This window comes from Streptomyces sp. NPDC048644 (genome assembly GCF_043199105.1).
GTDB lineage: Bacteria > Actinomycetota > Actinomycetes > Streptomycetales > Streptomycetaceae > Streptomyces.
The window spans coordinates 51,010-72,749 of the sequence record NZ_JBICVO010000015.1 but is presented as its reverse complement, the minus strand read 5'-3'; the positions used below and the strand labels follow the sequence as shown (position 1 = coordinate 72,749).

Annotated in this window: 15 protein-coding genes and 1 riboswitch; of the genes, 9 read left to right on the top strand and 6 right to left on the bottom strand. The window is 72.9% G+C overall.

Features of this window, described 5'->3' with window-relative positions:
• The first annotated feature begins 113 nt into the window (after window positions 1-113).
• The 3 genes from ACGFNI_RS27985 (at window position 114) to ACGFNI_RS27975 (ending at window position 3,685) form a co-directional block, all read left to right on the top strand.
• On the top strand, window positions 114-1,391 hold the full coding sequence (locus ACGFNI_RS27985) for a PspC domain-containing protein (protein ID WP_393687445.1): 1,278 nt from the start codon (window positions 114-116) through the stop codon (window positions 1,389-1,391).
• A gap of 175 nt (window positions 1,392-1,566) precedes the next feature.
• A complete protein-coding gene (locus ACGFNI_RS27980; protein ID WP_393687444.1) occupies window positions 1,567-2,337 on the top strand; it encodes a LuxR C-terminal-related transcriptional regulator in 771 nt (256 codons plus the stop codon).
• Between the two features lie 223 nt (window positions 2,338-2,560).
• The gene (locus ACGFNI_RS27975) at window positions 2,561-3,685 is read left to right on the top strand and encodes an alpha/beta hydrolase-fold protein (RefSeq protein ID WP_393687443.1); all 1,125 of its coding nucleotides are present in this window, start codon (window positions 2,561-2,563) and stop codon (window positions 3,683-3,685) included.
• A 27-nt stretch (window positions 3,686-3,712) separates the two neighbouring features.
• On the opposite strand, the gene ACGFNI_RS27970 is transcribed toward ACGFNI_RS27975, so the two are convergent.
• Complete coding sequence (locus ACGFNI_RS27970; protein ID WP_393687442.1) at window positions 3,713-4,510, bottom strand: GNAT family N-acetyltransferase; 798 nt, start codon at window positions 4,508-4,510, stop codon at window positions 3,713-3,715.
• 190 nt (window positions 4,511-4,700) lie between these two features.
• Between ACGFNI_RS27970 and ACGFNI_RS27965 the strand changes: the two genes are divergently transcribed.
• Window positions 4,701-5,054: a hypothetical protein gene (locus tag ACGFNI_RS27965; RefSeq protein WP_393687441.1), complete on the top strand. Its 354-nt coding sequence runs from the start codon at window positions 4,701-4,703 to the stop codon at window positions 5,052-5,054.
• Between the two features lie 211 nt (window positions 5,055-5,265).
• Here the strand turns inward: ACGFNI_RS27965 and ACGFNI_RS27960 are convergent, their stop codons facing one another.
• A complete protein-coding gene (locus ACGFNI_RS27960; RefSeq protein ID WP_393687440.1) occupies window positions 5,266-6,450 on the bottom strand; it encodes an NlpC/P60 family protein in 1,185 nt (394 codons plus the stop codon).
• A 7-nt stretch (window positions 6,451-6,457) separates the two neighbouring features.
• A riboswitch (cyclic di-AMP (ydaO/yuaA leader) is annotated at window positions 6,458-6,642 on the bottom strand.
• A 299-nt stretch (window positions 6,643-6,941) separates the two neighbouring features.
• On the opposite strand from ACGFNI_RS27960, the gene pcrA reads away from it, so the two are divergent.
• Window positions 6,942-9,401 carry a DNA helicase PcrA gene (pcrA, locus tag ACGFNI_RS27955; RefSeq protein WP_393687439.1) on the top strand — a complete coding sequence of 820 codons (2,460 nt, stop codon included), beginning with the start codon at window positions 6,942-6,944 and terminating at the stop codon, window positions 9,399-9,401.
• Between the two features lie 76 nt (window positions 9,402-9,477).
• On the opposite strand, the gene ACGFNI_RS27950 is transcribed toward pcrA, so the two are convergent.
• Window positions 9,478-11,193 (bottom strand): peptidoglycan DD-metalloendopeptidase family protein, encoded by a 1,716-nt coding sequence (locus ACGFNI_RS27950; RefSeq protein WP_393687562.1) that lies wholly within the window; start codon window positions 11,191-11,193, stop codon window positions 9,478-9,480.
• A gap of 259 nt (window positions 11,194-11,452) precedes the next feature.
• Window positions 11,453-12,265 carry an esterase/lipase family protein gene (locus ACGFNI_RS27945; RefSeq protein WP_393687438.1) on the bottom strand — a complete coding sequence of 271 codons (813 nt, stop codon included), beginning with the start codon at window positions 12,263-12,265 and terminating at the stop codon, window positions 11,453-11,455.
• Window positions 12,266-12,683: 418 nt separating this feature from the next.
• Between ACGFNI_RS27945 and ACGFNI_RS27940 the strand changes: the two genes are divergently transcribed.
• A complete protein-coding gene (locus ACGFNI_RS27940; RefSeq protein WP_393687437.1) occupies window positions 12,684-13,142 on the top strand; it encodes a cobalamin B12-binding domain-containing protein in 459 nt (152 codons plus the stop codon).
• Between the two features lie 109 nt (window positions 13,143-13,251).
• On the opposite strand, the gene ACGFNI_RS27935 is transcribed toward ACGFNI_RS27940, so the two are convergent.
• Entirely contained in the window at window positions 13,252-15,039 is a 1,788-nt protein-coding gene (locus ACGFNI_RS27935) for a DUF5691 domain-containing protein (protein WP_393687436.1), read from the bottom strand.
• Window positions 15,040-15,087: 48 nt separating this feature from the next.
• The gene (locus ACGFNI_RS27930; protein ID WP_393687435.1) at window positions 15,088-16,437 is read right to left on the bottom strand and encodes an SWIM zinc finger family protein; all 1,350 of its coding nucleotides are present in this window, start codon (window positions 16,435-16,437) and stop codon (window positions 15,088-15,090) included.
• 168 nt (window positions 16,438-16,605) lie between these two features.
• On the opposite strand from ACGFNI_RS27930, the gene ACGFNI_RS27925 reads away from it, so the two are divergent.
• The 3 genes from ACGFNI_RS27925 (at window position 16,606) to ACGFNI_RS27915 (ending at window position 21,661) form a co-directional block, all read left to right on the top strand.
• Window positions 16,606-17,739, top strand: coding sequence for an AAA family ATPase (locus tag ACGFNI_RS27925; protein WP_393687434.1), 1,134 nt, complete (start codon window positions 16,606-16,608; stop codon window positions 17,737-17,739).
• Window positions 17,736-20,363 (top strand): DUF5682 family protein, encoded by a 2,628-nt coding sequence (locus tag ACGFNI_RS27920; RefSeq protein WP_393687433.1) that lies wholly within the window; start codon window positions 17,736-17,738, stop codon window positions 20,361-20,363. Before ACGFNI_RS27925 ends, ACGFNI_RS27920 begins: the two co-directional genes overlap by 4 nt.
• 170 nt (window positions 20,364-20,533) lie before the next feature.
• Window positions 20,534-21,661 (top strand): VWA domain-containing protein, encoded by a 1,128-nt coding sequence (locus tag ACGFNI_RS27915; RefSeq protein ID WP_393687561.1) that lies wholly within the window; start codon window positions 20,534-20,536, stop codon window positions 21,659-21,661.
• Window positions 21,662-21,740 lie beyond the last annotated feature (79 nt).

The following is a 21,740-nucleotide window of genomic DNA, read 5'->3' as shown; positions in this document are numbered from 1 at the left end:
GCCCGGCCCGTCGGCCGGCGCCGGAGAGAACTCAAGGCCCCAGAAAACCTCAGGGGTCGCTTCAGGGTCGACCCTGATGCCGCGGGCACCCGCCGCGTGTGACGATCGGTGACATGACCACAGCCCCGCCGCGCGCCGGGACGAGCTACGCTCCGGCGCCCGATCCCGAGCCGCCCGTGCGCAAGCTCTACCGCAGCGCCGACGGGCGGATGCTCGGCGGTGTCGCCCGCGGCCTCGCCGGGCACCTCGGGCTGCCGGTCTCCTGGGTCCGGGTCGTCTTCGTCGCCCTCTTCCTGACCGAAGGCATCGGCGCGCTGCTCTACGCCGCCTTCTGGTTCTTCGTCCCGCTCGGTGTCGGCGGCGTGGAGGAGCGCCGGCCGGCGGCCGGGGAGCCGCGCAGGCTGCTGTCCCGCAAGCCCGACAAGGGCCAGGTCTTCGCGCTGATCGCACTCCTGGCGGGCGCCCTGGTCGTCGCCTCCAGATTCCAGCTCGGCTGGGGGAACGGCTATCTCTGGCCGGTCCTGCTGATCGCCGCCGGTGTCGCCCTCGTCTGGCGCCAGGCCGACAACGCGCGCCGCGCGCAGTGGCTGGAGATGGGCCGCCGCAAGGGCGTGCTTCCGGTGCTGCGCGGAGCGGCCGGAGTGGTGCTGGTCTGCGTCGGCGTGACCGGCATCGTCGTGCTCCAGGGTTCGGTGGCGTACCTCGGTTCGGTCCTGCAGGCCGCGCTGGCCGTGGTCGTCGGCATCGCGCTGCTGGTCGGCCCCTATCTCGTGCGGATGATGCAGGACCTCTCCGAGGAGCGGCTGATGCGCATCCGCGCCCAGGAGCGCGCCGAGGTCGCCGCGCACGTCCATGACTCCGTGCTGCACACCCTCACCCTCATCCAGCGCAACGCCGACGACCCCCGTGAGGTCGCCAGGCTGGCCCGCGCCCAGGAACGCGAACTGCGGGCCTGGCTGTACAAGCCCGAGGGCCGGGGCAAGGAGGAGGACGAGGAGCCGGCCACCCTGGCCGAGGCGGTGCGTACCGCCGCGGCCGAGGTCGAGGACCACCACGGCGTCCCGATCGACGTCGTGGTCGTCGGCGACTGCCCGCTGGACGAGGCGCTGGGCGCCCAGATGCAGGCGGCGCGCGAGGCGATGGTCAACGCCGCCAAATACGGCGGTGAGGGCGGCGCGGTGCAGGTGTTCGCCGAGGTGGAGGGCCGCACGGTCTTCGTCTCGGTGCGCGACCGCGGGCCCGGCTTCGACCTGGACGCGGTCCCCGAGGACCGGATGGGCGTCCGCGAATCCATCATCGGACGGATGGAACGCCACGGCGGCACCGCCCGGCTGCGGTCGGTCCCCGGGGGCGGCACCGAGGTCGAACTGGAAATGGAGCGCGCCGAATGACCACCACACCACGCGGCCCCCGCCCCGGCGGCCCCGCCCGCTCCCGGCCAGGCGGCCCGTCGCGCCGCCGGACCGCCGTACGGCAGGAACCGTGCGGCGGCACGCACCGGGCACGACACGGCGGCCCGCGCCGCGCGATGATGACGAAGCAGACCCCGATGGACGGACGGACGAGATGAACAGCGACGGCGCACAGCAGGCCGCGAACAGCGACGGCGCTCCCCAGGGCGAGGCGGCAGGGCCCGCGTCCCTCGGCGAGCCGGCCGGCGGCGGGGCGGCCGACGGCCGGACCGTGCGGGTCGTCCTGGTCGACGACCACCGGATGTTCCGTACGGGCGTGCAGGCCGAGATCGGCGAGACCGACCGCACCGGCGTCGAGGTCGTCGGCGAGGCCGCCGATGTCGACCAGGCCGTCACGGTCATCACCGCCACCCGCCCCGAGGTGGTCCTCCTGGACGTGCACCTCCCCGGTGGCGGCGGCGTCGAGGTGCTGCGCCGCAGCGCCGCCATGATGGCCGACGCCGACCGCCCGGTCCGTTTCCTGGCCCTTTCGGTCTCCGACGCGGCCGAGGACGTCATCGGCGTCATCCGCGGCGGGGCCCGCGGCTACGTCACCAAGACCATCACCGGCAAGGACCTGGTCGACGCGGTCTTCCGGGTCTCCGACGGCGACGCGGTCTTCTCCCCGCGGCTGGCCGGCTTCGTTCTCGACGCCTTCGCCTCCACCGACGCCCCGCCCGTCGACGAGGACATGGACCGCCTCACCCAGCGCGAGCGCGAGGTGCTGCGCCTGATCGCCCGTGGCTACGCCTACAAGGAGATCGCCAAGCAGCTCTTCATCTCCGTGAAGACCGTCGAGTCCCACGTCTCCGCTGTGCTGCGCAAGCTCCAGCTCTCCAACCGGCACGAACTGACCCGTTGGGCCACCGCCCGCCGCCTGGTCTGAGGCTCCTCGCGGGCCGGGGCCGCGTCCGGGAGGACGTCCGGGCCCGCGGGCCCGGACCGCCGAGTGCGGCGGAGATCACTCATCCCACGGGAAAGAAGGGCTCGAAGAGGGGCAACCAGGACGTCGCGGATCGCCATCTAATGGCGCGGAGAGGCCCGCTGCCGACACCGGGGCCGGAACCACGCCCCCGTCGCCGCGTACATGTCCTGGAAGCGAGATCCCGATGAGCCTGACGGGCACGCCCTTCTTTCTCACCTCGGTCGTGCTGCTGCTGATCGCCGTCGCGCTGCCGCTGGCGCTGTGGGGACGGATACCAGGGCCGCGCCTGGCGCGCGGCGCCCTGCGCCTGGTCATGCTGCTGTTCGCCCAGGTCACGGCCATCACGCTGGTCTTCGTCCTGGTCAACAACGCGAACAACCTCTACGACACCTGGGACGACCTGCTGGGCACCGGCAGCCACGTGCAGGCCGCCCAGGACCTCGGCCCCGACGGGCTGGGCGGCCGGCAGATCAAGAACGAGCCCCGCCAGGTCCAGCCGTTCCGGCCGGCCGACGACCCGAAGCTGGGCCCCGAGGTCCAGATGACCGACCTCAAGGGCCGGATCTCCGGGGTCAGCGGCGAGGTGTACGTCTGGCTGCCGCCGCAGTACCACGACCCCGCCTACCGGAACACGAAGTTCCCTGTCGTCGAGGTGCTGCCCGGCTACCCCGGATCGGCGAAAGCCTGGTTCGGCTCCCTGAACGCCGACGAGCAGCTCCGCCCGATGATGCTGAACGGCGAGGTCAAGCCGTTCATCCTGGTCGCCCCGCGCACCAACCTCGTCACCGGCGCCGACACCGGGTGCGTCAACATCCCGGGGAAGGTCAACGCCGACAGCTGGCTGACCGTCGACGTGCGCCGGATGGTCATCGACACCTTCCGGGCATCCGACCACTCCCGCTCCTGGGCCCTGGCCGGCTACTCGGCGGGCGCCCACTGCGCCGCCAAGCTCGCCCTGTCGCACCCGGACCGCTACCACGCGGCGATCGCCATGTCCGGCTACAACGACCCGGCGAGCGAGCACAGTTCACTCGCGGGCAAGGACCCGAAGCTGCGCATCGAGTCGAACCCGCTGCACATCCTGAAGTCGGCCAACGCGGCCGGAAAGCCGCCGCGCACCGCGCTGTACGTCTCCGGCGCCTCGGGCGACGGGTACCAGGCGGGCCTCGGACTGCGGCAGCTGGCGCAGTCGCCGACATCGGTGACCGTGCGGCAGATCCCCTCGGACGCCGGTGGTCACACGAGCGTGGTCTGGCGGGAGCAGGTGCCCGAGATCTTCCGCTGGCTGTCGCAACACGTCACCGCGTGAGGCGGGGGCCGCGGCCAGGACCCCGTCTCACCGCGGGCGGACCGCCGCCGTGACCGGCGCGCGCACCTGCCAGCCCAGGGCTTCGTAGAGGGCACGGCCTTCGGGGCTGGCGACCAGCACACCCTGCGTGGCGCCCGCCGTGGCCGCGCGGCCGGCGAGCGCCGCCATCACCAGCCGGCCCAGCCCCCTGCGGCGGTGCCCGGCCGCCGTGCCGATCATGTCGAAGACGACCGACCGCGGTCCGCGCAGGGCACCGGGCGCCCCGTCGGTGAGCGCGGCAAGACCGCCTGCCGGGAAGATCTCCGGGTCCGGATCCGGGGCTGCCTCCGGGGTCGGATCAGGGTCCGGATGCGGGCTTCCCGTACGGGCCGCGGGAGCCGCAGGGGCCGTACCGTCCAGGACCCGGGCCTCGATCAGGCCACGGTCCGCGTCGTGGTGGACGCTGAGGCGGTAGCCGCGCGGCGGCGCGGGGTCGCCGGGCGGTCCCAGCGTGGTCGTCATCAGGTACTGAGGCTCGCTGAGCTGCCAGCCAGGAGGCAGCAGCCGCTCGACCCGCTCGCGCGGTGCGCAGATCTTGAGCCACAGGCCGGGCACGTCGATGCGGCGGGCCAGCTCGCCCAGCACGTCGGGGTCGGCCGCCGGCAGGACGTAGCGGGCGATGTGGTGCGGCCGTCCGACCTCGATCCGGAAGCCGCCCGGCACCGCAGACGGCGCGGCGGTCCGCCGGGCCCGCGCCCAGCCGTCGGCCCAGACGCCGACGATCCGCGCGAGTTCGGAGGGTGCGGCGGGCGAGGGGGCCGGGGAGGAGTCCGTGGCGGGGGCCATGGGCCGAGCGTAGGCCGCATCCATGATCGACTTCAGCTGTATTTTCCGGGCCGGCACGGGTGTCCGGGGACGGCTCTGCGGGCTGCTGCCACCGGGCCGCGTCCTGCGGTCGGGGGAGCACACGGCGGTGTGCGACGGCGGGGCGCCCTGCCCGATGGGTCGTGGTTTGGGAGGGCTACGATCCAGCACCATGGACGTAGTCATCAACATCTTCGTCGGCCTGCACATCATCGGTATCGCCTCCCTCCTGGGCGGCTTCCTGACCCAGATGAAGGCGATGAGCGCGGGCACGGCCCGCTTCGTGCCCGCCATGCTGCACGGTGCGCTGACGATGCTCGTCACCGGCATCGTGCTGGTCGGCCTGAACCAGGCCCAGGGCAGCCCGGTCGACAACATCAAGATCGGCATCAAGCTGGCCGTCCTGGTGGTGATCCTGGGCCTGGTCTACGTCAAGCGTGACGAGGAGAAGGTCGCCAAGCCGCTCTTCGGCGCCGTCGGCCTGCTCACGATGGTGAACATCTTCATCGCGGTGCTCTGGACCTGAGCCCGCAGGGGCCGCTGCGCCCCGTATGCCGCACGGTGAACCGCGCGGCCCTCGCGTCGTCAGCCGTTCCGGCCGTCCGACCGCCCGAGGGCCGCGCGGTTCTGTGCTGTGGGGGGTGGTGCGTGGGGTGCTGCGGGTGGTTCCTGGGGTGTCGCGGGGGGAGCGGTCCCGACGCGACCGAGGTGTCGCGGGGGAGCGGGCCCGACACGGCCTACGCCGGGCGGATGCTCCCGTAGATCGGCATGTAGTAGATCGACTCCACCCGCACGCTGGCGCCCGGCTTCGGGGCGTGGATCATCTTGCCGCCGCCTATGTACATCCCGACGTGGCTGATGTCCTTGAAGAAGAACACCAGGTCGCCCGGTTGCAGGTCCTTGGTGGCCACCCGCTCGCCGGTCTTCACCTGATCCCACGTCGTACGCGGCAGGTTCACCCCGGCCGCCTTCCATGCCGCCTGCGTCAGGCCGGAGCAGTCGTAGGAGTTGGGGCCCGTCGCGCCCCAGACGTACGGCTTGCCCATCTGGGCGCGGGCGAAGGCGAGCGCCTTCTTGGCCTTCGTGAGGGACGTGCCGTCGTCGGATCCGCCGCCCGAGTCGCCCGAGCCGCCTGAACCGTCTGAACCGTCTGTCGAGCCGCCACCGGACCCGCCGTCGCCCCCGCGGTCGCCCCCGTGCTCCTGGCGTTCCTTCTCGGCCTGCCGGCGCGCCATGTCGTCGGCCTTGCGCTTGGCGGCTTCCTCCTTCTTGCGCTCCAGCTCGGCCAGCCGCGCCTTCTCCTGGGCGGTCAGCCGGGACAGCAGCTGCCGGGCCTCGGTCAGCTTGCCCTGCACCGTCCGCTTGGACTCCTGGAGGGAGGTCTGGGACTCCTGGAGCCGTTCCAGGCTGTGGACGGCCTCGGCGCGTTCGTGCGCTGCCGCCGCCTGCTGCTCCTGGTAGTCGGCGACCGCCTGTTGCTGACGTCCGGTCAGCCGCTCCATGAGGTGGCTGCGGTCGGCGAACTGCTGCGGGTCCTTGGCGAGTATCAGCTGCGCGGTCGGGCTCATGCCGCCGGTGCGGTACTGCGCGGAGGCGTAGGTGCCCAGCTCCCGCCGGGACGCGTTGAGTTTGTCGGTGCGCTTCGCCGCGGAGTCCTGGAGTTCGGTCACCTTCTCGCGCCGCTGCTCGGCGTGCTCCTTGGCGGCGTTGTACTTCTGGGTCGCCACCTCGGCCTGGCGGTAGAGGTCGTCGACGTTCTTCTTGACCTCTTCGACGGTCGGCCGGGGGCTCCTGGGGGCCGCTTCGGCTGACTGCGACAGCAGTGTGACCGAGGCGAGTGCTGCGGTGGTGATCCCGACCGCCGTGCGGCGGCTTCCGGGTGAGGCGAGGACGCGGGTGCGCGGCTTGCGATGCGACGCCAAGGCCGGCGACTCCTTCCGTGGACCGCCTACCGGGTTAGCTGTCGGGTTCGGGCGGTGTCGCAGACGGAAGGCTTGCCCTACGGTCCGTACGCCCGCGCGCGGCGGCCGTACCGATCGATTCACCCCGGTGGTGCTGGTGGGTCCCCGGCTCCGGGTGCCCAGGGGCAGGGCCGGACTCGGCGGAGGCGACCCGTGCGCACGCTGTCGTACGCGGGGATGCGGGCTGCCCGAGCGAGCACGGTAGCCAACTCGTGTGGCTCCTGTGAAGGCTGATGTTCGAATTGCCCGAAACCTTTTCGTGACCTGAAGGTGAGGCGACGGTGATTGCGTTGGATGTCGGTTTCGGGCAGTGCGGGGAAGCCTCGGGGCGGCTCCTGTGAAGACGGCTCCACGTCTCCGAAACGGATTCTGCACGGCCGGGACGCTTCCCGTGCGGCCGTTCCCGGACTTCGGGACCGGATGTCAGTGGGGCCGCCTAGACTCGGTGGGCGATGAGCAGCCTCTTTGACGACAGCTTCCTGGCGGATCTCGGCCCGAAGGGCGAGCACCCCCCGCCCCCTCCCGAGGACGAGCACGGCCCGGCCCCGGAGGAGGTTCCGCACGACCTCTTCGACGGGAAGTTCGACGCCCCCGTGCCCCGGGAGGCGTACTACCGCGACGGCGCTGCCCGCCCCGCGGTCGATCCGGCCGCCCTCCTGGAGGGGCTCAACGACGCCCAGAAGGCGGCCGTGGTGCACACCGGCAGCCCGCTGCTGATCGTCGCGGGCGCCGGATCCGGCAAGACCCGGGTGCTCACCCACCGCATCGCGCACCTGCTCGGCGCGCGCGGCGTGCACCCCGGCCAGATCCTCGCGATCACCTTCACCAACAAGGCCGCGGGCGAGATGAAGGAGCGCGTCGAAGAACTGGTCGGCCCGCGGGCGAACGCCATGTGGGTCTCCACCTTCCACAGCGCCTGCGTCCGCATCCTGCGCCGCGAGTCCAAGCAGCTCGGCTTCACCTCGTCGTTCTCGATCTACGACGCCGCCGACTCGAAGCGCCTGATGGCCCTGGTCTGCCGCGATCTGGACCTCGACCCCAAGCGCTTCCCGCCCAAGTCCTTCAGCGCCAAGGTCTCCAACCTCAAGAACGAGCTCATCGACGAGGAGACCTTCGCGGGGACGGCTGCCGACGGCTTCGAGAAGACCCTGGCCGAGGCGTACGCGATGTACCAGGCGCGGCTGCGCGAGGCCAACGCCCTGGACTTCGACGACATCATCATGACGACCGTCAACCTCCTCCAGGCGTTCCCCGACGTCGCCGCCCACTACCGCCGCCGCTTCCGGCACGTCATGGTCGACGAGTACCAGGACACCAACCACGCGCAGTACACCCTCGTGCGCGAGCTGGTCGGTCCGCCCGAGTCCGCCGCCGAGCTGTGCGTGGTCGGCGACGCCGACCAGTCGATCTACGCCTTCCGCGGCGCCACGATCCGCAACATCCTCCAGTTCGAGGAGGACTACCCCAACGCCACGACGATCCTCCTGGAGCAGAACTACCGCTCCACGCAGACGATCCTCAGCGCCGCCAACGCCGTCATCGAACGCAACGAGAACCGCCGCCCCAAGAACCTCTGGACACAGGCAGGCGAGGGCCCCAGGATCACCGGCTACGTCGCCGACACCGAGCACGACGAGGCGCAGTTCGTCGCCGACGAGATCGACCGGCTGACGGACGCGGGCGATGCCAGGGCGGGCGACGTCGCCGTCTTCTACCGCACCAACGCCCAGTCCCGTGTCTTCGAAGAGATCCTCATCCGGGTCGGGCTGCCCTACAAGGTCGTCGGCGGCGTCCGCTTCTACGAGCGCAAGGAGGTCCGCGACGTCCTCGCGTACCTGCGCGTCCTCTCCAACCCCGAGGACACCGTCCCGCTGCGCCGGATCCTCAACGTCCCCAAGCGGGGCATCGGCGACCGCGCCGAGGCGATGATCGACGCCCTGTCGCTCCGCGAGAAGATCAGCTTCCCGCAGGCCCTGCGCCGGGTCGACGAGGCGTACGGCATGGCCGCCCGCTCGGCCAACGCCGTCCGGCGCTTCAACACGCTGATGGAAGAGCTGCGCACGATCGTCGAATCCGGCGCAGGACCGGCCACCGTCCTGGAGGCGGTCCTGGAGCGCACCGGCTACCTCGCCGAACTCCAGACCTCCACCGACCCGCAGGACGAGACCCGGATCGAGAACCTCCAGGAACTCGCCGCCGTGGCCCTGGAGTTCGAGCAGGACCGCGGCGAGGACAACCCGGGCACGCTCGCCGACTTCCTGGAGCAGGTCGCGCTGGTCGCCGACTCCGACCAGATCCCCGACGAGGAGGAGGACGGCAGCGGCGTCATCACCCTGATGACCCTGCACACCGCCAAGGGCCTGGAGTTCCCCGTCGTCTTCCTGACCGGCATGGAGGACGGCGTTTTCCCGCACATGCGCTCGCTGGGCCAGACCAAGGAGCTGGAGGAGGAGCGCCGGCTGGCGTACGTCGGCATCACCCGCGCCCGCGAACGGCTCTACCTCACCCGCTCGACGATGCGCAGCGCCTGGGGCCAGCCGTCGTACAACCCGCCCTCGCGGTTCCTTGAGGAGATCCCGGAGGCGTACGTCGACTGGAAGCGCACCGGGCCCGCGACGCCGTCCGCCTCGATGGGCGGGCTGTCATCCGGCGGCTTCGGCTCCGGCGGAGGAACGGGCTCCGGCTTCTCGTCCTCGCGCGCCAAGGGGCCGAGCGGTTTCGCGACCCGGCGCTCGTCCGACCGGCAGGTCGTCGCGCTGGCCGTCGGCGACCGCGTCACCCACGACAGCTTCGGCCTCGGCACGGTCGTGGGAGTCAAGGGCAGCGGCGACAACGCCGAGGCGACGATCGACTTCGGCGGTGAGAAGCCGAAGCGGCTGCTGCTGCGGTACGCGCCGGTGCAGAAGCTCTAGAGCCCGCGGCCGTTCCGTCGGCCCGCCGCCGTCAGGGCGTCGGGCCGGGCGGGGCCGGTCAGTTCGGGGCGGCCGGTCAGTTCGGGTTGAGGCCGTGGCTGTGCAGCCAGGGCAGCGGGTCGATCGGTGAGCCGCCCCCGGGGCGCACCTCGAAGTGCATGTGCGGCCCGGTGGAGTTGCCGGAGCTGCCGGAGTACGCGATCTGATCGCCGGCCTTGACCGACCCGGAGCGGACCTTGGTGCTGCTGAGGTGGCAGTACCACGTCTCGGTGCCGTCGGGCGCCGTCACGATCGCCATGTTGCCGTACGCGGAGTTCCACTGGGTGCGCACGGTGCCGTCGGTCGCGGCCATCACGGGAGTGCCGTAGCCGACCGGGAAGTCGATGCCGGTGTGCACGGACATCCAGTTGACGCCGGCCTGGCCGTAGAGGGCGCTCAGCCCGTGCTGCTTGACCGGCAGCAGGAACTTCGGGCGTTCGGCCTCCTTGCGGGCCGCTTCCTTCGCCTTGCGTTCCTTCTCGGCGGCCTGCCGCTCCTTGAGGTCGATCCGCTCCTGGGTACGGCTCGCCCGGTCGGCGAAGTCGTCGGCGCCCGCGCTGAGTCCGGCGAGCTGGGTGTCGAGCTTGTTGTTCGCCGTGGACGGTTTGACGCCGCCCGCGTCCGGCGCGCCCTGGCTGGCCGCCTCGTCCTTCTCCTCCCCGCCGAACCCGCCGACGGCAGCAGCGGCGACGGCGCAGACACCCATCGCGGCGACCGACGGTACGGCGACGGTCAGCAGCGCCGACCGCTTGGCTGTGCGGCGGCGGCCCCGGCCGCGGACGGCCTTGGGGCCCTCAGGGGCGTCGGGCGTGACTGCCGTGACGACCGGAGTGGCCTGGGTCAACGCCTCGGCCACCGCGGCCGATGCGCCGCGCGGGCGCCCGGCGGGCGCGGGCGGTCCGGAGTCGTCGCGCGGCGGGCCCGCCTGGGCAGGGATGGTCGCGGTCGGCGCCTGGTCCACCGTCGGCCACACCGCGGTGGCGTCGTGGCCGATGGCCTCCTGGACGGCGGTGGCTTCGTACCCGCCGGTCCCGTACGCGCCGGATCCGTAGGCGGTGCCGTGGTCGTACCGGGGCTCGTCCTCGCCCGGTGTGCCGTACCCGCCGGTGCCGAGGCCGTCGTCGAAGGCGGTGGTGTCGAAGGCGCCCGTGCCGTACGTCCCGGTGCCGTATGCCGCGGGGGCGGCGGCCTGATAGCCGCCGGTGTCCTGGCCGTTGGGGTGGTAGCCAGGTGCCGCGTAGCCGTGGGTGTCGTAGCCCGGTGCCTCATAGGCGGTGTGGGCGTACGGGTCGTAGCCGGAACCGTCCGGCTGCGCGCCTGCCGAGTCGTGGCCGTAGGCGTCGGCTCCGTACGTGTCCGTGGGGAAGGCGCCCGTGCCGTATGTCCCGGTGTCGTAGGACGCGGTCCGGAAGGAACCGGTGTCGAAGGAGCCGGTGTCGTACCCGCCCGGTGGGTAGCCGCCCGCCGGGTATCCGCCGGTGCCGTCGGCCCCGTAGGACTCCGCTCCCTGGGCCGCGCCGTGCTGAGTCGTGCCGAACGAGCCGGTGGCGTAGGGGTCGGCGCCGTACTGCCCGGTGTCGTACGAACCGGGGAGGGAGCCGAAGAGCGGGTCGCCGCCGCCGTATTCGGCGCAGCCGTTCGCGGCAGCGGTGTGCTGCTGCCCGTAGGAGTCGTAGGCCGGATAGTGCGCATACGAGGCGTCCGGAGCGGGACCGGTCGGAAGGGGAGCCTCCGACGGGTGACGGTCGTTCACCACCAGCTTCTCTTTCGCCTCGGCAGCAGGAGAATTAGCGGCGACTGTACCCGGCGGTACACGACGGCGACAATCTTGCGGGGGTTTCCGGCTCGGCCGGGCCGGGCATTTGGCCGCCTTTCGGCGGTGCCACACCTCCTCTTGGCGTCGCGTTCGAGGCCCGTTCGACGTCAGCGCGGGATCACGCCACCGAAAGGCAGCCGATAAGCCGCCAACGGGTCGTCAGCGAGATGCCTTTGCCTGCCGGAAGGCATCCAATTCAAGCCACCGAAATGGTGTCCATGGCGTGATCGGGCTCTTCCCTTACGGTCAAAACCTCATGTATTCCGGCAGCGACCGAGGCATTGACCGGTAGCGCGAGATGTCCGACACCTGAGATCTGCACGTTGTGCGCGATCAAATCCGGGTGATCGATTCGTGCGGTGGCGGGCGGCACCATGATCTGGTCCTGATCACTCCAAAACGCGACGAAATGGGTCGGGCAATTCGGCGCCGGAAGCGCCAACTCCGAGATCACCGTGGAATCCGGGCGCAACTGGCGTACGAGGGGGTGCGCCGACAGCAGCGGCGCGACGCGGGTGCCGGAGTGCGGGGTGCCGAGGGTGACGACGGTGCGCACGCGGGCGGCGCCGCCCAGACGCTGCACGTAATAACGGGCGATGAGCCCGCCGAGACTGTGCCCCACGATGTCCACCCGCGGCTGTCCGGTCCGTGCGCAGAGCTCCGCCACATGCCGGCCCAGCAACTCGGCCGCCTTGCGCAGATCGCAGGTCAGCGGCGAGTAGTTGAGCGCTTCGACGTGCCGCAGGCCCTGGCGGCGCAGCGAGCGGCGCAGGAGGACGAAGACGGAGCGGTTGTCGATGAAGCCGTGGAGGAGGAGAACGGGCGGGGGAGCGGGAGCGGTGGGTGCCGGTGTGGAGGGCGTGGGCTGCTCCTGGGTGATGCCGGTGGGGTAGAGGGCCAGGTGGCCGGCGAGTACCAGCAGTTCGGTCAGCGCGCTGCGCAGCGACAGGGCGTGCGGACGGATCAGGCGGCAGGTGTCCGGTGTGGAGGGGAAAGGTGTGGCGGCCATGGCCGACCTCCCGTGCGGCAGGGGAGGCTGCGTGCCCCCGGATGCCCTTGGGGGAAGCCGAAGGCGAAGGGTGAGCCTGTGGTGCGTGTGCCCTGGCGGGTGCACGTGCCCGGTGGTGCGTCCGCGCGGCTCGGCGGCGCGGAGGCGGAACGGTGTGGAGGCTCGGCTGCGGCTTCCCTCGCGCCGCCCCCGCGGGGGCTCCGCCGCCCGGCCCTGGCGTGAAGTCCCGCGGAACACGGCGCGTAGCGAACGTGTCCCGTGTGTGATTTCCCCCTCCCTGCATGTCACGAAACGGCTGGGTACGGGATGCTGGCGATAACGTTCGTTCACTCGTGGCCGCCGGACCGGGCGGCCACGCGATCGATTGTCGGCTCGGCGGCACCGCCCAACGGGTGCCGTGCATGGCTTGGAGGCAGTTATGGGTGTGGCGCGGCATGACGGAACTCAAGCGGGCGGGCAGGGTACGGCCGGCACGACGGGGCCGATCCGTGTCGTGGTGGCCAAGCCGGGCCTCGACGGCCACGACCGGGGCGCCAAGGTCATCGCGCGGGCGCTGCGGGACGCCGGTATGGAGGTCATCTACACCGGCCTGCACCAGACTCCGGAGCAGATCGTCGACACGGCGATCCAGGAGGACGCCGACGCCATCGGCCTGTCGATCCTGTCCGGCGCCCACAACACGCTCTTCGCCAAGGTCATCGAACTGCTCAAGGCGCGCGACGCGGACGACATCAAGGTCTTCGGCGGCGGCATCATCCCCGAGGCGGACATCGCCCCGCTGAAGGAGCAGGGGGTCGCGGAGATCTTCACCCCCGGTGCCACGACCACATCGATCGTGGAGTGGGTGACCGCGAACGTCCGCTCGCTCGCGGTGTGAGACCGGGCCGGCGCGCCGCACCTGCCGCCGGTGCCCAACGGGCGCCCGTCGGCCGGGCTCTGCCCCTGCCCGCCACCGGGCGGTCACCTTCGGCTTCCTCATCGGTCCGCTATCCGGTCGCGTCGGTTGCCGTGTTGGTGCCGGTGGCCGTGCCCGGCGGGTGGTCGGAGCCGGCGGGTTCGGCGGCTCCGGCCGGCGCTGCGAGCCGGGCGGGGGCGGCCAGTTCGGCATGCATGGTGGCGCGCAGACGCAGGGTGCCGACCAGGCGCTGGAACGCCTCGGACCAGTAGCCGACGGAGCCGGGTGAGGCGCCTTCCGGCTCGTCCGTGACCGCCGTGAGCATGTCCAGCCGGTCCGCTGCCGCCGGATCGAGGCAGCGCTCGGCCAGCCCCATCACCCCGCTGAAACTCCACGGATAGCTGCCCGCGTCCCGGGCGATGTCCAGTGCGTCGACGACCGCTCCGCCCAGCGGTTCGGCCCAGGGCACGGCACAGACGCCGAGCATCCGGAACGCGTCGGCCAGGCCGTGCGCCGCGATGAACTCCGCCACCCACTGCGCCCGTTCGCCCTCCGGGAGCACGGCCAGCAGCTTCGCCGGATCACGCGACGAGCCGCCCGCCGCGGATTCGGCGCCCTGGAGCGGGGCGGCGGGGGTGCCCAGGAGCGCCCGTGCCCACGCGGCGTCCCGCTGGCGCACCGCCGCGCGGCACCAGGCGTCGTGCAGCTCGGTGCGCCAGCCGTCGGCCACCGGCAGGGCGGTGATCGCCGCCGGCTCCCGGCCTCCGAACCGCTCGGCCCACCCGCTCAGCGGTGCCGCCTCCACCAACTGCCCGAACCACCACGACCGTTCGCCACGCCCGGACGGCGCCTTGGCCACGACGCCGTCGCGCTGCATCTCCGCGTCGCACTCGTACGGCGCCTCGACGACGATCACCGGATCGGATGGCGCGGCCGTGGTGCCGGGGGCCGACGGGGTGGCCGTGCGGTCCAGGGCGACGCAGCTGCGGGCGCGGGCGGCCATCCTTGTGGCGAGCGCCGAACCGGGCAGCGCGGACAGCAGTTCGGCGGCCGTGGCGCGGACGTTGCGGCTGCGGTCGGACAGCGCCTGCTCCAGGAACGCCTCGTCGGCCGTGGACAGGCCCTCGCGCAGCGAGTCGAGGAACATCAGCCGGTCCTCGGCCCGCTCGCTCGGCCAGCTGCGGGACAGCAGCTGCCGGCCCGCGTCCGGAGTGCGTCGGCGCAGCGCAGCCAGGACGGCGATCCGTTCCGCGAACAGGCCATCGTCCCAGAGGCGTTGCAGATCCTGTGGGCCGTCGGCGCCGACCGTTCCCGGGCCGCCCCCGATGCCCCGCAGTGCGAACTTCCAGTCGTCGTTGAGGCGTGCCAGCCACAGGGCGCGCGGGCCCGCAAGCGCGAGTGCGGCGGGCCGCAGGTCGGTACGGCCCCGGGCCGCGTCGAGCAGTGCGGGCAGCAGCGCCTCGGGGGCGCGGTAGCCGTGCTCGCCGGCTGCCGCGAGCCATTGGGGGAGCAGTTCCGTGAGGTCGGGGGCGGTGCCGCGACGGCTGCTCCCGCTGCCGCCGCGGTCGGCCAGCAGCAGCGCCAGGCGGCGGCGGGCGGCCTGCGGCAGTGGCGGCCTGGGGTCGTCGGGGGCCCGCCGGGGGCGTTCGCCTGCCGGTGCGGGGCGCAGGGCGGCACGGCGGCGGACGGTGCTCAGCGCCGCCGCGTCCAGCAGCCCGGCCGGCCCGGCGCGCCCCGCCGTGGGCGGGGTCCTGCGCTCGGCCCCCAGCAGGGCGGCGCTCACCAGCTCGGGCCAGGGAGGCACGATCGAAGGCGGGGCCGCGCCGGTGGTGTTGGTGGTGAAGGCTTTGGTGGTGGTGGGGGTTTGGGCGGGTGTCATGGTGGTCCTCCAGGGTGGTGTGGCGTACCGGGGCGGCGGGCCGTGGTGTTACAGCGACACCGGGGCCGGATCCCAGACGGTCAGCGGGAGGAAGCCGCGGTGGCCGCATTCGCCGAAGACCGTCACGGGGGCGCCGCCCGATATCGCGGCCAGCTGCCACCGGCCCGGACGGTCGAGGCACCGCGGGTCGAGGGGCAGCGCCGACTCGCCGTCCGCGTCGGCCAGTTGCCAGCCCGCGCCGTCCAGGCCGGGGATCGGAGTGACGTCCGCCAGGACCACGGGCCAGGAGTCGAGCCAGGGGTCGTGACGCAGCGCGTCCCCGTAGGCGGCCAGGGCGGCGTCGATGCCGCAGCCGGGCGGTACCGGGCCGGGGGCCGCCGGGGCGTGCCGCTTGCCCAGGGCGGCGCGCAGGGGGCGTGCGCCCGGGTAGTAGGCCAGCTCGGCGTCGAGCACCAGGCCGGGCGGCAGGGCAGGCTCCAGGGGGCGGTGGGTGCCGCCGTAGGAGAGGTGCAGGGCCATCCTTCCGGTCCTGTCGCCCCGCAGGTAGATCCGGCGGGTGGTCAACCTGCCGTCGTCGCTGTCGTGTTGGGCCAGCACCAGCCAGCGGTCCCGTACCGGAGTGGCGTCCAGCCCGGTCAGGACATCGGCGGCCTCGGTCGTCAGGCCGACGCGGGTACGCACCGTGGCGGCGAGCGGCGCCGGAAGGTGATCGATGCCGAGGAAGCCCTGGTCGAGGAGGTGCAGCAGGGCGCACTCCTCCAGGAGCCTGGCGGGCCAGCCGGGTCCGGACGCGGCGATGGAGCCCAACTCGCGGACCCGGGCGGCCAGTCCGGGTGCCTGGGCGTCCACCATGCGGGCGGCGGATTCCTCCCAGGAGTCCTGCCCGGCGCCGTCCGCGGAGGCGAGCCCGGAGTGGAGCAGATCCTCCAGGCGCTGTTCCAGTTCCGTGGCTCCGGCGCGGATCCGCTGCGTCCGCCGTTCGGTGCGGCGGGCGGCGGCCTCCGGGTCGGCGGGCACCCGCGATGGCGCGGCGCCGCCCGCCTCCCGGTCGGCCCGCTGCCGCCGGGCGGCCAGCCACTCCGCCGCCCACTGCGGGGGCCCACCCGGCGCCACCGCGTCCCCGCCGCCCGCCCAGAGAAGCAGCAGCCCCAGCGCGTGCTTGCACGGGAATTTCCGGCTGGGGCAACTACAGCTGAAGGCCGGGCCTTTGGTGTCGATCACCGCTTGATACGGCGTCTTCCCGCTGCCCTTGCACCGTCCCCACACCGCGCCGTCGCCCGCGCCCGCTTCCGACCACGGTCCCGGCCCGGCGAGCTTGCCTCCGGCCTTGCGTGAGGTCTCGTCAGGTGCGAGCGCGAGCACCTGATCCGTCGTCCAGCGTTCCCCCTGCGAATTCATGCTCACGACGCTAAGGCCGACCACTGACAACCACCCCGCGCGATCATTGAACTCGCAGGTCAGGGCCGGTTTTTGGGGGCGTTGTCAGTGGTGTGGTGCAGGGTGGGAACCGCAAGCGAACGGCGGAATGCGAGGCGCCGTACGCACACCTTGCGATGAGGGGGAGCCATGTCGGAAATCACGGTGCGGACGGCGGACGGCGAGGCGCGTGAGACGGTCGGCGCCGAGCCGCTGCGACCGCACGCGGAGGAGACGTTCGCGGCGGAGCTGGCGGCCCTCGCGGCGGCCGACGACCGGCCGAGGCCGGAGCGCTGGCGGCTCTCGCCGTGGGCGGTGGCGACGTATCTGCTGGGCGGCACCCTCGCGGACGGCACGGTCATCACACCCAAGTACGTCGGCCCGCGCCGGATCGTCGAGGTCGCGGTGACGACCCTCGCGACGGACCGTGCGCTGCTGCTGCTCGGCGTGCCAGGCACGGCCAAGACCTGGGTGTCCGAGCATCTGGCCGCCGCGGTCAGCGGTGACTCCACCCTGCTCGTGCAGGGCACAGCGGGCACCCCGGAGGAGGCGATCCGGTACGGCTGGAACTACGCGCAGCTGCTGGCGAACGGGCCCAGCCGGGAGGCGCTGGTGCCAAGCCCGGTCATGCGGGCGATGGCGCAGGGCATGACCGCGCGGGTCGAGGAGCTGACCCGTATCCCGGCCGACGTCCAGGACACGCTCATCACCGTCCTGTCGGAAAAGACCCTGCCCATACCGGAGTTGGGGCAGGAGGTGCAGGCGGTGCGCGGCTTCAACCTGATCGCCACGGCCAACAACCGCGACCGGGGCGTCAACGAACTCTCCAGCGCGCTGCGCCGCCGCTTCAACACCGTCGTCCTGCCCCTGCCGCAGACCCCGGAGGCCGAGGTGGACATCGTCTCCCGCAGGGTCGAGCAGCTCGGCAGGTCACTCGGCCTGCCCGCGGTGCCCGAGGGGCTGGACGAGATCCGCCGGGTCGTCACGGTCTTCCGCGAGCTGCGCGGCGGCGTCACCGCCGACGGAAGGACGAAGGTCAAGTCGCCGTCCGGGACGCTCTCCACGGCCGAGGCCATCTCGGTGGTGACCAACGGCCTGGCGCTGGCCACGCACTTCGGGGACGGCGTGCTGCGCCCGGGTGACGTGGCGGCCGGAATCCTGGGTGCCGTGGTCCGCGATCCGGCCGCCGACCGCGTGGTCTGGCAGGAGTACGTGGAGACGGTCGTCCGCGAGCGTGACGGCTGGAAGGACTTCTACCGCGCCTGCCGTGAGGTGAGCGCATGAACGGGACGGAGCCGGTGCTGCTCGGGGTGCGCCATCACGGACCCGGGTCCGCTCGGGCGGTGCGGGCCGCCCTGGAGCAGTGCACGCCCGACGCGGTGCTGATCGAGGGCCCGCCGGAGGCCGACGAGCTGGTACCGCTGGCCGGCCGGCCGGACATGCGGCCACCGGTCGCCCTGCTGGCCCATGTGCGGGACGATCCGGGCCGCGCCGCCTTCTGGCCGCTCGCCGAGTTCTCCCCGGAGTGGGTGGCGCTGCGCTGGGCCCTGGAGCACGACGTCCCGGTCCGCTTCATCGACCTGCCGGCGGCCCACTCCCTGGCCTGGGCCGAGCCGGAACCGGTGCGGGAACCCGATGAGGCGCGGGAGCACGGCCCGGCGCAGGAACCCGGCCCGGTGCAGGAACCCGGCCTCGTCACCGGGCCGGAGGCCGTAACGGATGTGGACCCCGCAGCCGGCCCGGCAGGCGGTGCCGCGCCCGGGGGCCCTGACCCCTCCGGGCTGCGCATCGACCCGATCGGTGTGCTGGCCGAAGCGGCGGGCTACGACGACGCCGAGCGCTGGTGGGAGGACGTCGTCGAGCATCGCGCCGCGGACGGCCAGGCCGCTGCGGACGCGCTGGCGCCGTTCGCCGCGCTGGTCGAGGCGATGGGCGCGTTGCGCGAGACGTACGGCGACGGCGGGCACGACCGGGATCCGGTGCGCGAGGCCCATATGCGCATCCGACTGCGGGCGGCCAGGCGGGAGTTCGGGGACGGCATCGCCGTGGTGTGCGGCGCCTGGCACGTTCCGGCGCTGGCCCGCAGGACCACGGTGACGGCGGACCGGCAGCTGCTGAAGGGCCTGCCCAAGGTGAAGGCCGATCTGACCTGGGTGCCGTGGACGCACCGACGGCTCTCCCGGAGCAGCGGATACGGCGCCGGCATCGCCTCACCCGGCTGGTACGGCCACCTCTTCGGCGCCCCCGACCGGCCTGTGGAACGCTGGATGACCAGGGCCGCCGGGCTGCTGCGGGCCGAGGACTACGCGGTCTCCCCGGCGCACGTCATCGAGGTGGTACGCCTCGCGGAAGGGCTCGCCACGGTGCGCGGACGCCCGCTGGCCGGGCTCGCCGAGACCACGGACGCGATCCGGGCCGTGATGGGCGACGGATCCGACGCGCCGTCCGCGCTGATCCACGACCGGCTGGTCGTGGGGGACGCCCTGGGCGAGGTGCCCGACGAGGCACCCGCGGTCCCGCTCCAGCGCGACATCGACCGGGTGCGGCGCACGCTGCGGCTCGCACCGGAAGCGCTGGAGAAAGAGGTGGAGCTGGACCTGCGCAAGGAGACGGACGCCGGGCGCAGCCGGCTGCTGCACCGGCTGCGGCTGCTGGGCGTCCCCTGGGGCGAGCCGGTGCACGCCCGCGGCAGCACGGGGACGTTCCGGGAGACCTGGCGGCTGTGCTGGGAACCGGAACTCTCCGTACGCGTCGCCGAGGCCGGTATCTGGGGCACGACCGTGCTCTCCGCCGCCACCGCGAAGGCGGTGTCCGACGCCGGCGCCGCCACCGCGCTCGCCGACGTGACCGTACTCGCCGAGAACTGCCTGCTCGCCGGCCTCCCGGAGGCGCTGCCCGAGGTGATGCGCGCCCTGGCGGACCGTGCCGCGCTGGACGCGGACGTCGGCCGGCTGGCCCAGGCGCTGCCCGCCCTCGTACGGTCCGTCCGCTACGGCGATGTGCGCGGCACGGACGGCGCGGCGCTCCGCGAGGTGGCGACGGGCCTCGCCGAGCGGATCTTCGTCGGGCTGCCGCCGGCCTGTGCGGGCCTCGACGCGGACGGCGCCGCGGCGATGCGACGTCATCTCGACGCCACCCAGCAGGCCGTGGCGCTCCTGGGGCAGCCGGGGGATGCCGCGGAGACCGGCCCCGGTGACGGTGCCGCCCCGGGGGACGGCCTGCGGGACCGGTGGTCCCGGGTGCTGCGGGCGGTGGCGGAGCGGGACAGCCTGCCGGGGCTGCTGCGGGGCAGGGCGGCGCGGCTGCTGCTGGACGACGGCCGGCTGGGGGAGGGCGGGGCCGAACGGCTGATGGGGCTCGCGCTGTCGCAGGGTGTCCAGCCCGCCGTAGCGGCGGGCTGGATCGAGGGTTTCGCCGGCGGCGGGGACGGCGGCGGCATCCTGCTGGTGCACGACGAGCGGCTGCTCGCACTGGTCGACGGCTGGCTGACCAGGGTTCCCGACGCCGCCTTCACGGACGTACTGCCGCTGCTGCGGCGGACGTTCGCCGACTACGACGAAGGGGTGCGCCGCACGCTCGGCGAACTCGTCCGCCGCGGCCCCGTGGCGGACGGGCCACGACCGGTGGGGGGCGGGCCCGATGACGAGGTGCCGATACCCGGCTTCGGCCCCGGCCTGGACCGCGACCGTGCCGCCGCGGTGCTGCCCACCGTGCACCTGCTGCTCGGAACGGGCCGGGACGGACCCGGCCGAGGGCAGGACCAGGGACGTGAGCGGGGACGTGAGCGGGAGGAGCGCCGGGGCGAGGACCGGGGCGAGGGGCCGGAGCGCGGCGGTGACGAGGCGGGCGGGGCGGAGAACGCGGACGCCGGACGACGGAGCAACGAACCTGTGGGGGCGGGGAGATGACGGCAACGACGGGGATGGCGGGAATGACGGGGACAGCCGGGATGACGACGCGTGCCCAGGCGGCTGGTGCCGCGGACGGAGCGGACCGAGCCGACGGCGCGGACGGCGGGGAGGGCGCGGACGGAGGGGCCGCCGCCGTGAACGGGGCGGAGCGGTTGCGGCGCTGGCGGATGGTGCTCGGCGGGGCCGGAGCCGACGGCACCGGGTGCGCGTTGCAGGGCCAGGACGCGGCGATGGACGGTGCACTCGCCGCGCTCTACGGGCAGGACGGCGGGCGGCGGGCGGACGGCGGCGGTCGCCGCACGGCGGGTCTGGGGGCGTCGGCGCCCCATGTCGCCCGCTGGCTCGGCGACATCCGTACGTACTTCCCCGCGTCCGTCGTGCAGGTCATGCAGCGTGACGCCATCGACAGGCTCGGTCTGAACACGCTGTTGCTGGAGCCGGAGATGCTGGAGGCGGTGGAGGCGGACGTGCATCTGGTCGGCACCCTGCTCTCCCTCAACAAGGTGATGCCGGAGACGACCAAGGAGACCGCGCGGGCCGTCGTCCGCAAGGTCGTGGAACAACTGGAGAAGCGGCTGGCGAGCCGGGCCCGCGCCACCCTCACCGGGGCGCTGGACCGTTCCGCCCGGATCAGCAGGCCGCGCCACCGTGACATCGACTGGGACCGCACGATCCGGGCGAACCTCAAGAACTACCTTCCCGAATACCGCACGGTCGTGCCCGAGCGGCTGATCGGCTACGGCAGGGCCGCGCAGTCGGTGAAGAAGGAAGTGGTGCTGTGCATCGACCAGTCGGGGTCGATGGCCGCATCCGTCGTCCACGCCTCGGTGTTCGGCGCGGTACTGGCCTCGATGCGGGCCATCGACACCCGCCTGGTCGTCTTCGATACCGCGGTGGTCGACCTGACCGACCGCATCGATGACCCGGTCGATGTGCTCTTCGGTACCCAACTGGGCGGCGGCACGGACATCAACCGCGCGCTCGCCTACTGCCAGTCCCGGATCACCCGGCCCACCGAAACCGTCGTCGTCCTCATCAGCGACCTCTACGAGGGCGGCATCCGTGCCGAGATGCTTAAACGGGTCGCCGCGATGAAGGCGTCCGGTGTGCAGTTCGTGTCGCTGCTCGCGCTCTCCGACGAGGGCGCACCGGCCTACGACCGCGAGCACGCAGCGGCCCTCGCGGCCCTGGGAGCACCGGCGTTCGCCTGCACCCCCGACCTGTTTCCCGACGTGATGGCAGCCGCAATCGAAAAGCGCCCCCTCTCCATACCGGACATGGCGGAGCAACGGTGACGGGAATGCCGAGAGGTCTTGCGGGCCACCTGACCTGGTGTGCAAGTATCGGCTCATCGCCCGATCACCCGTGACGTGA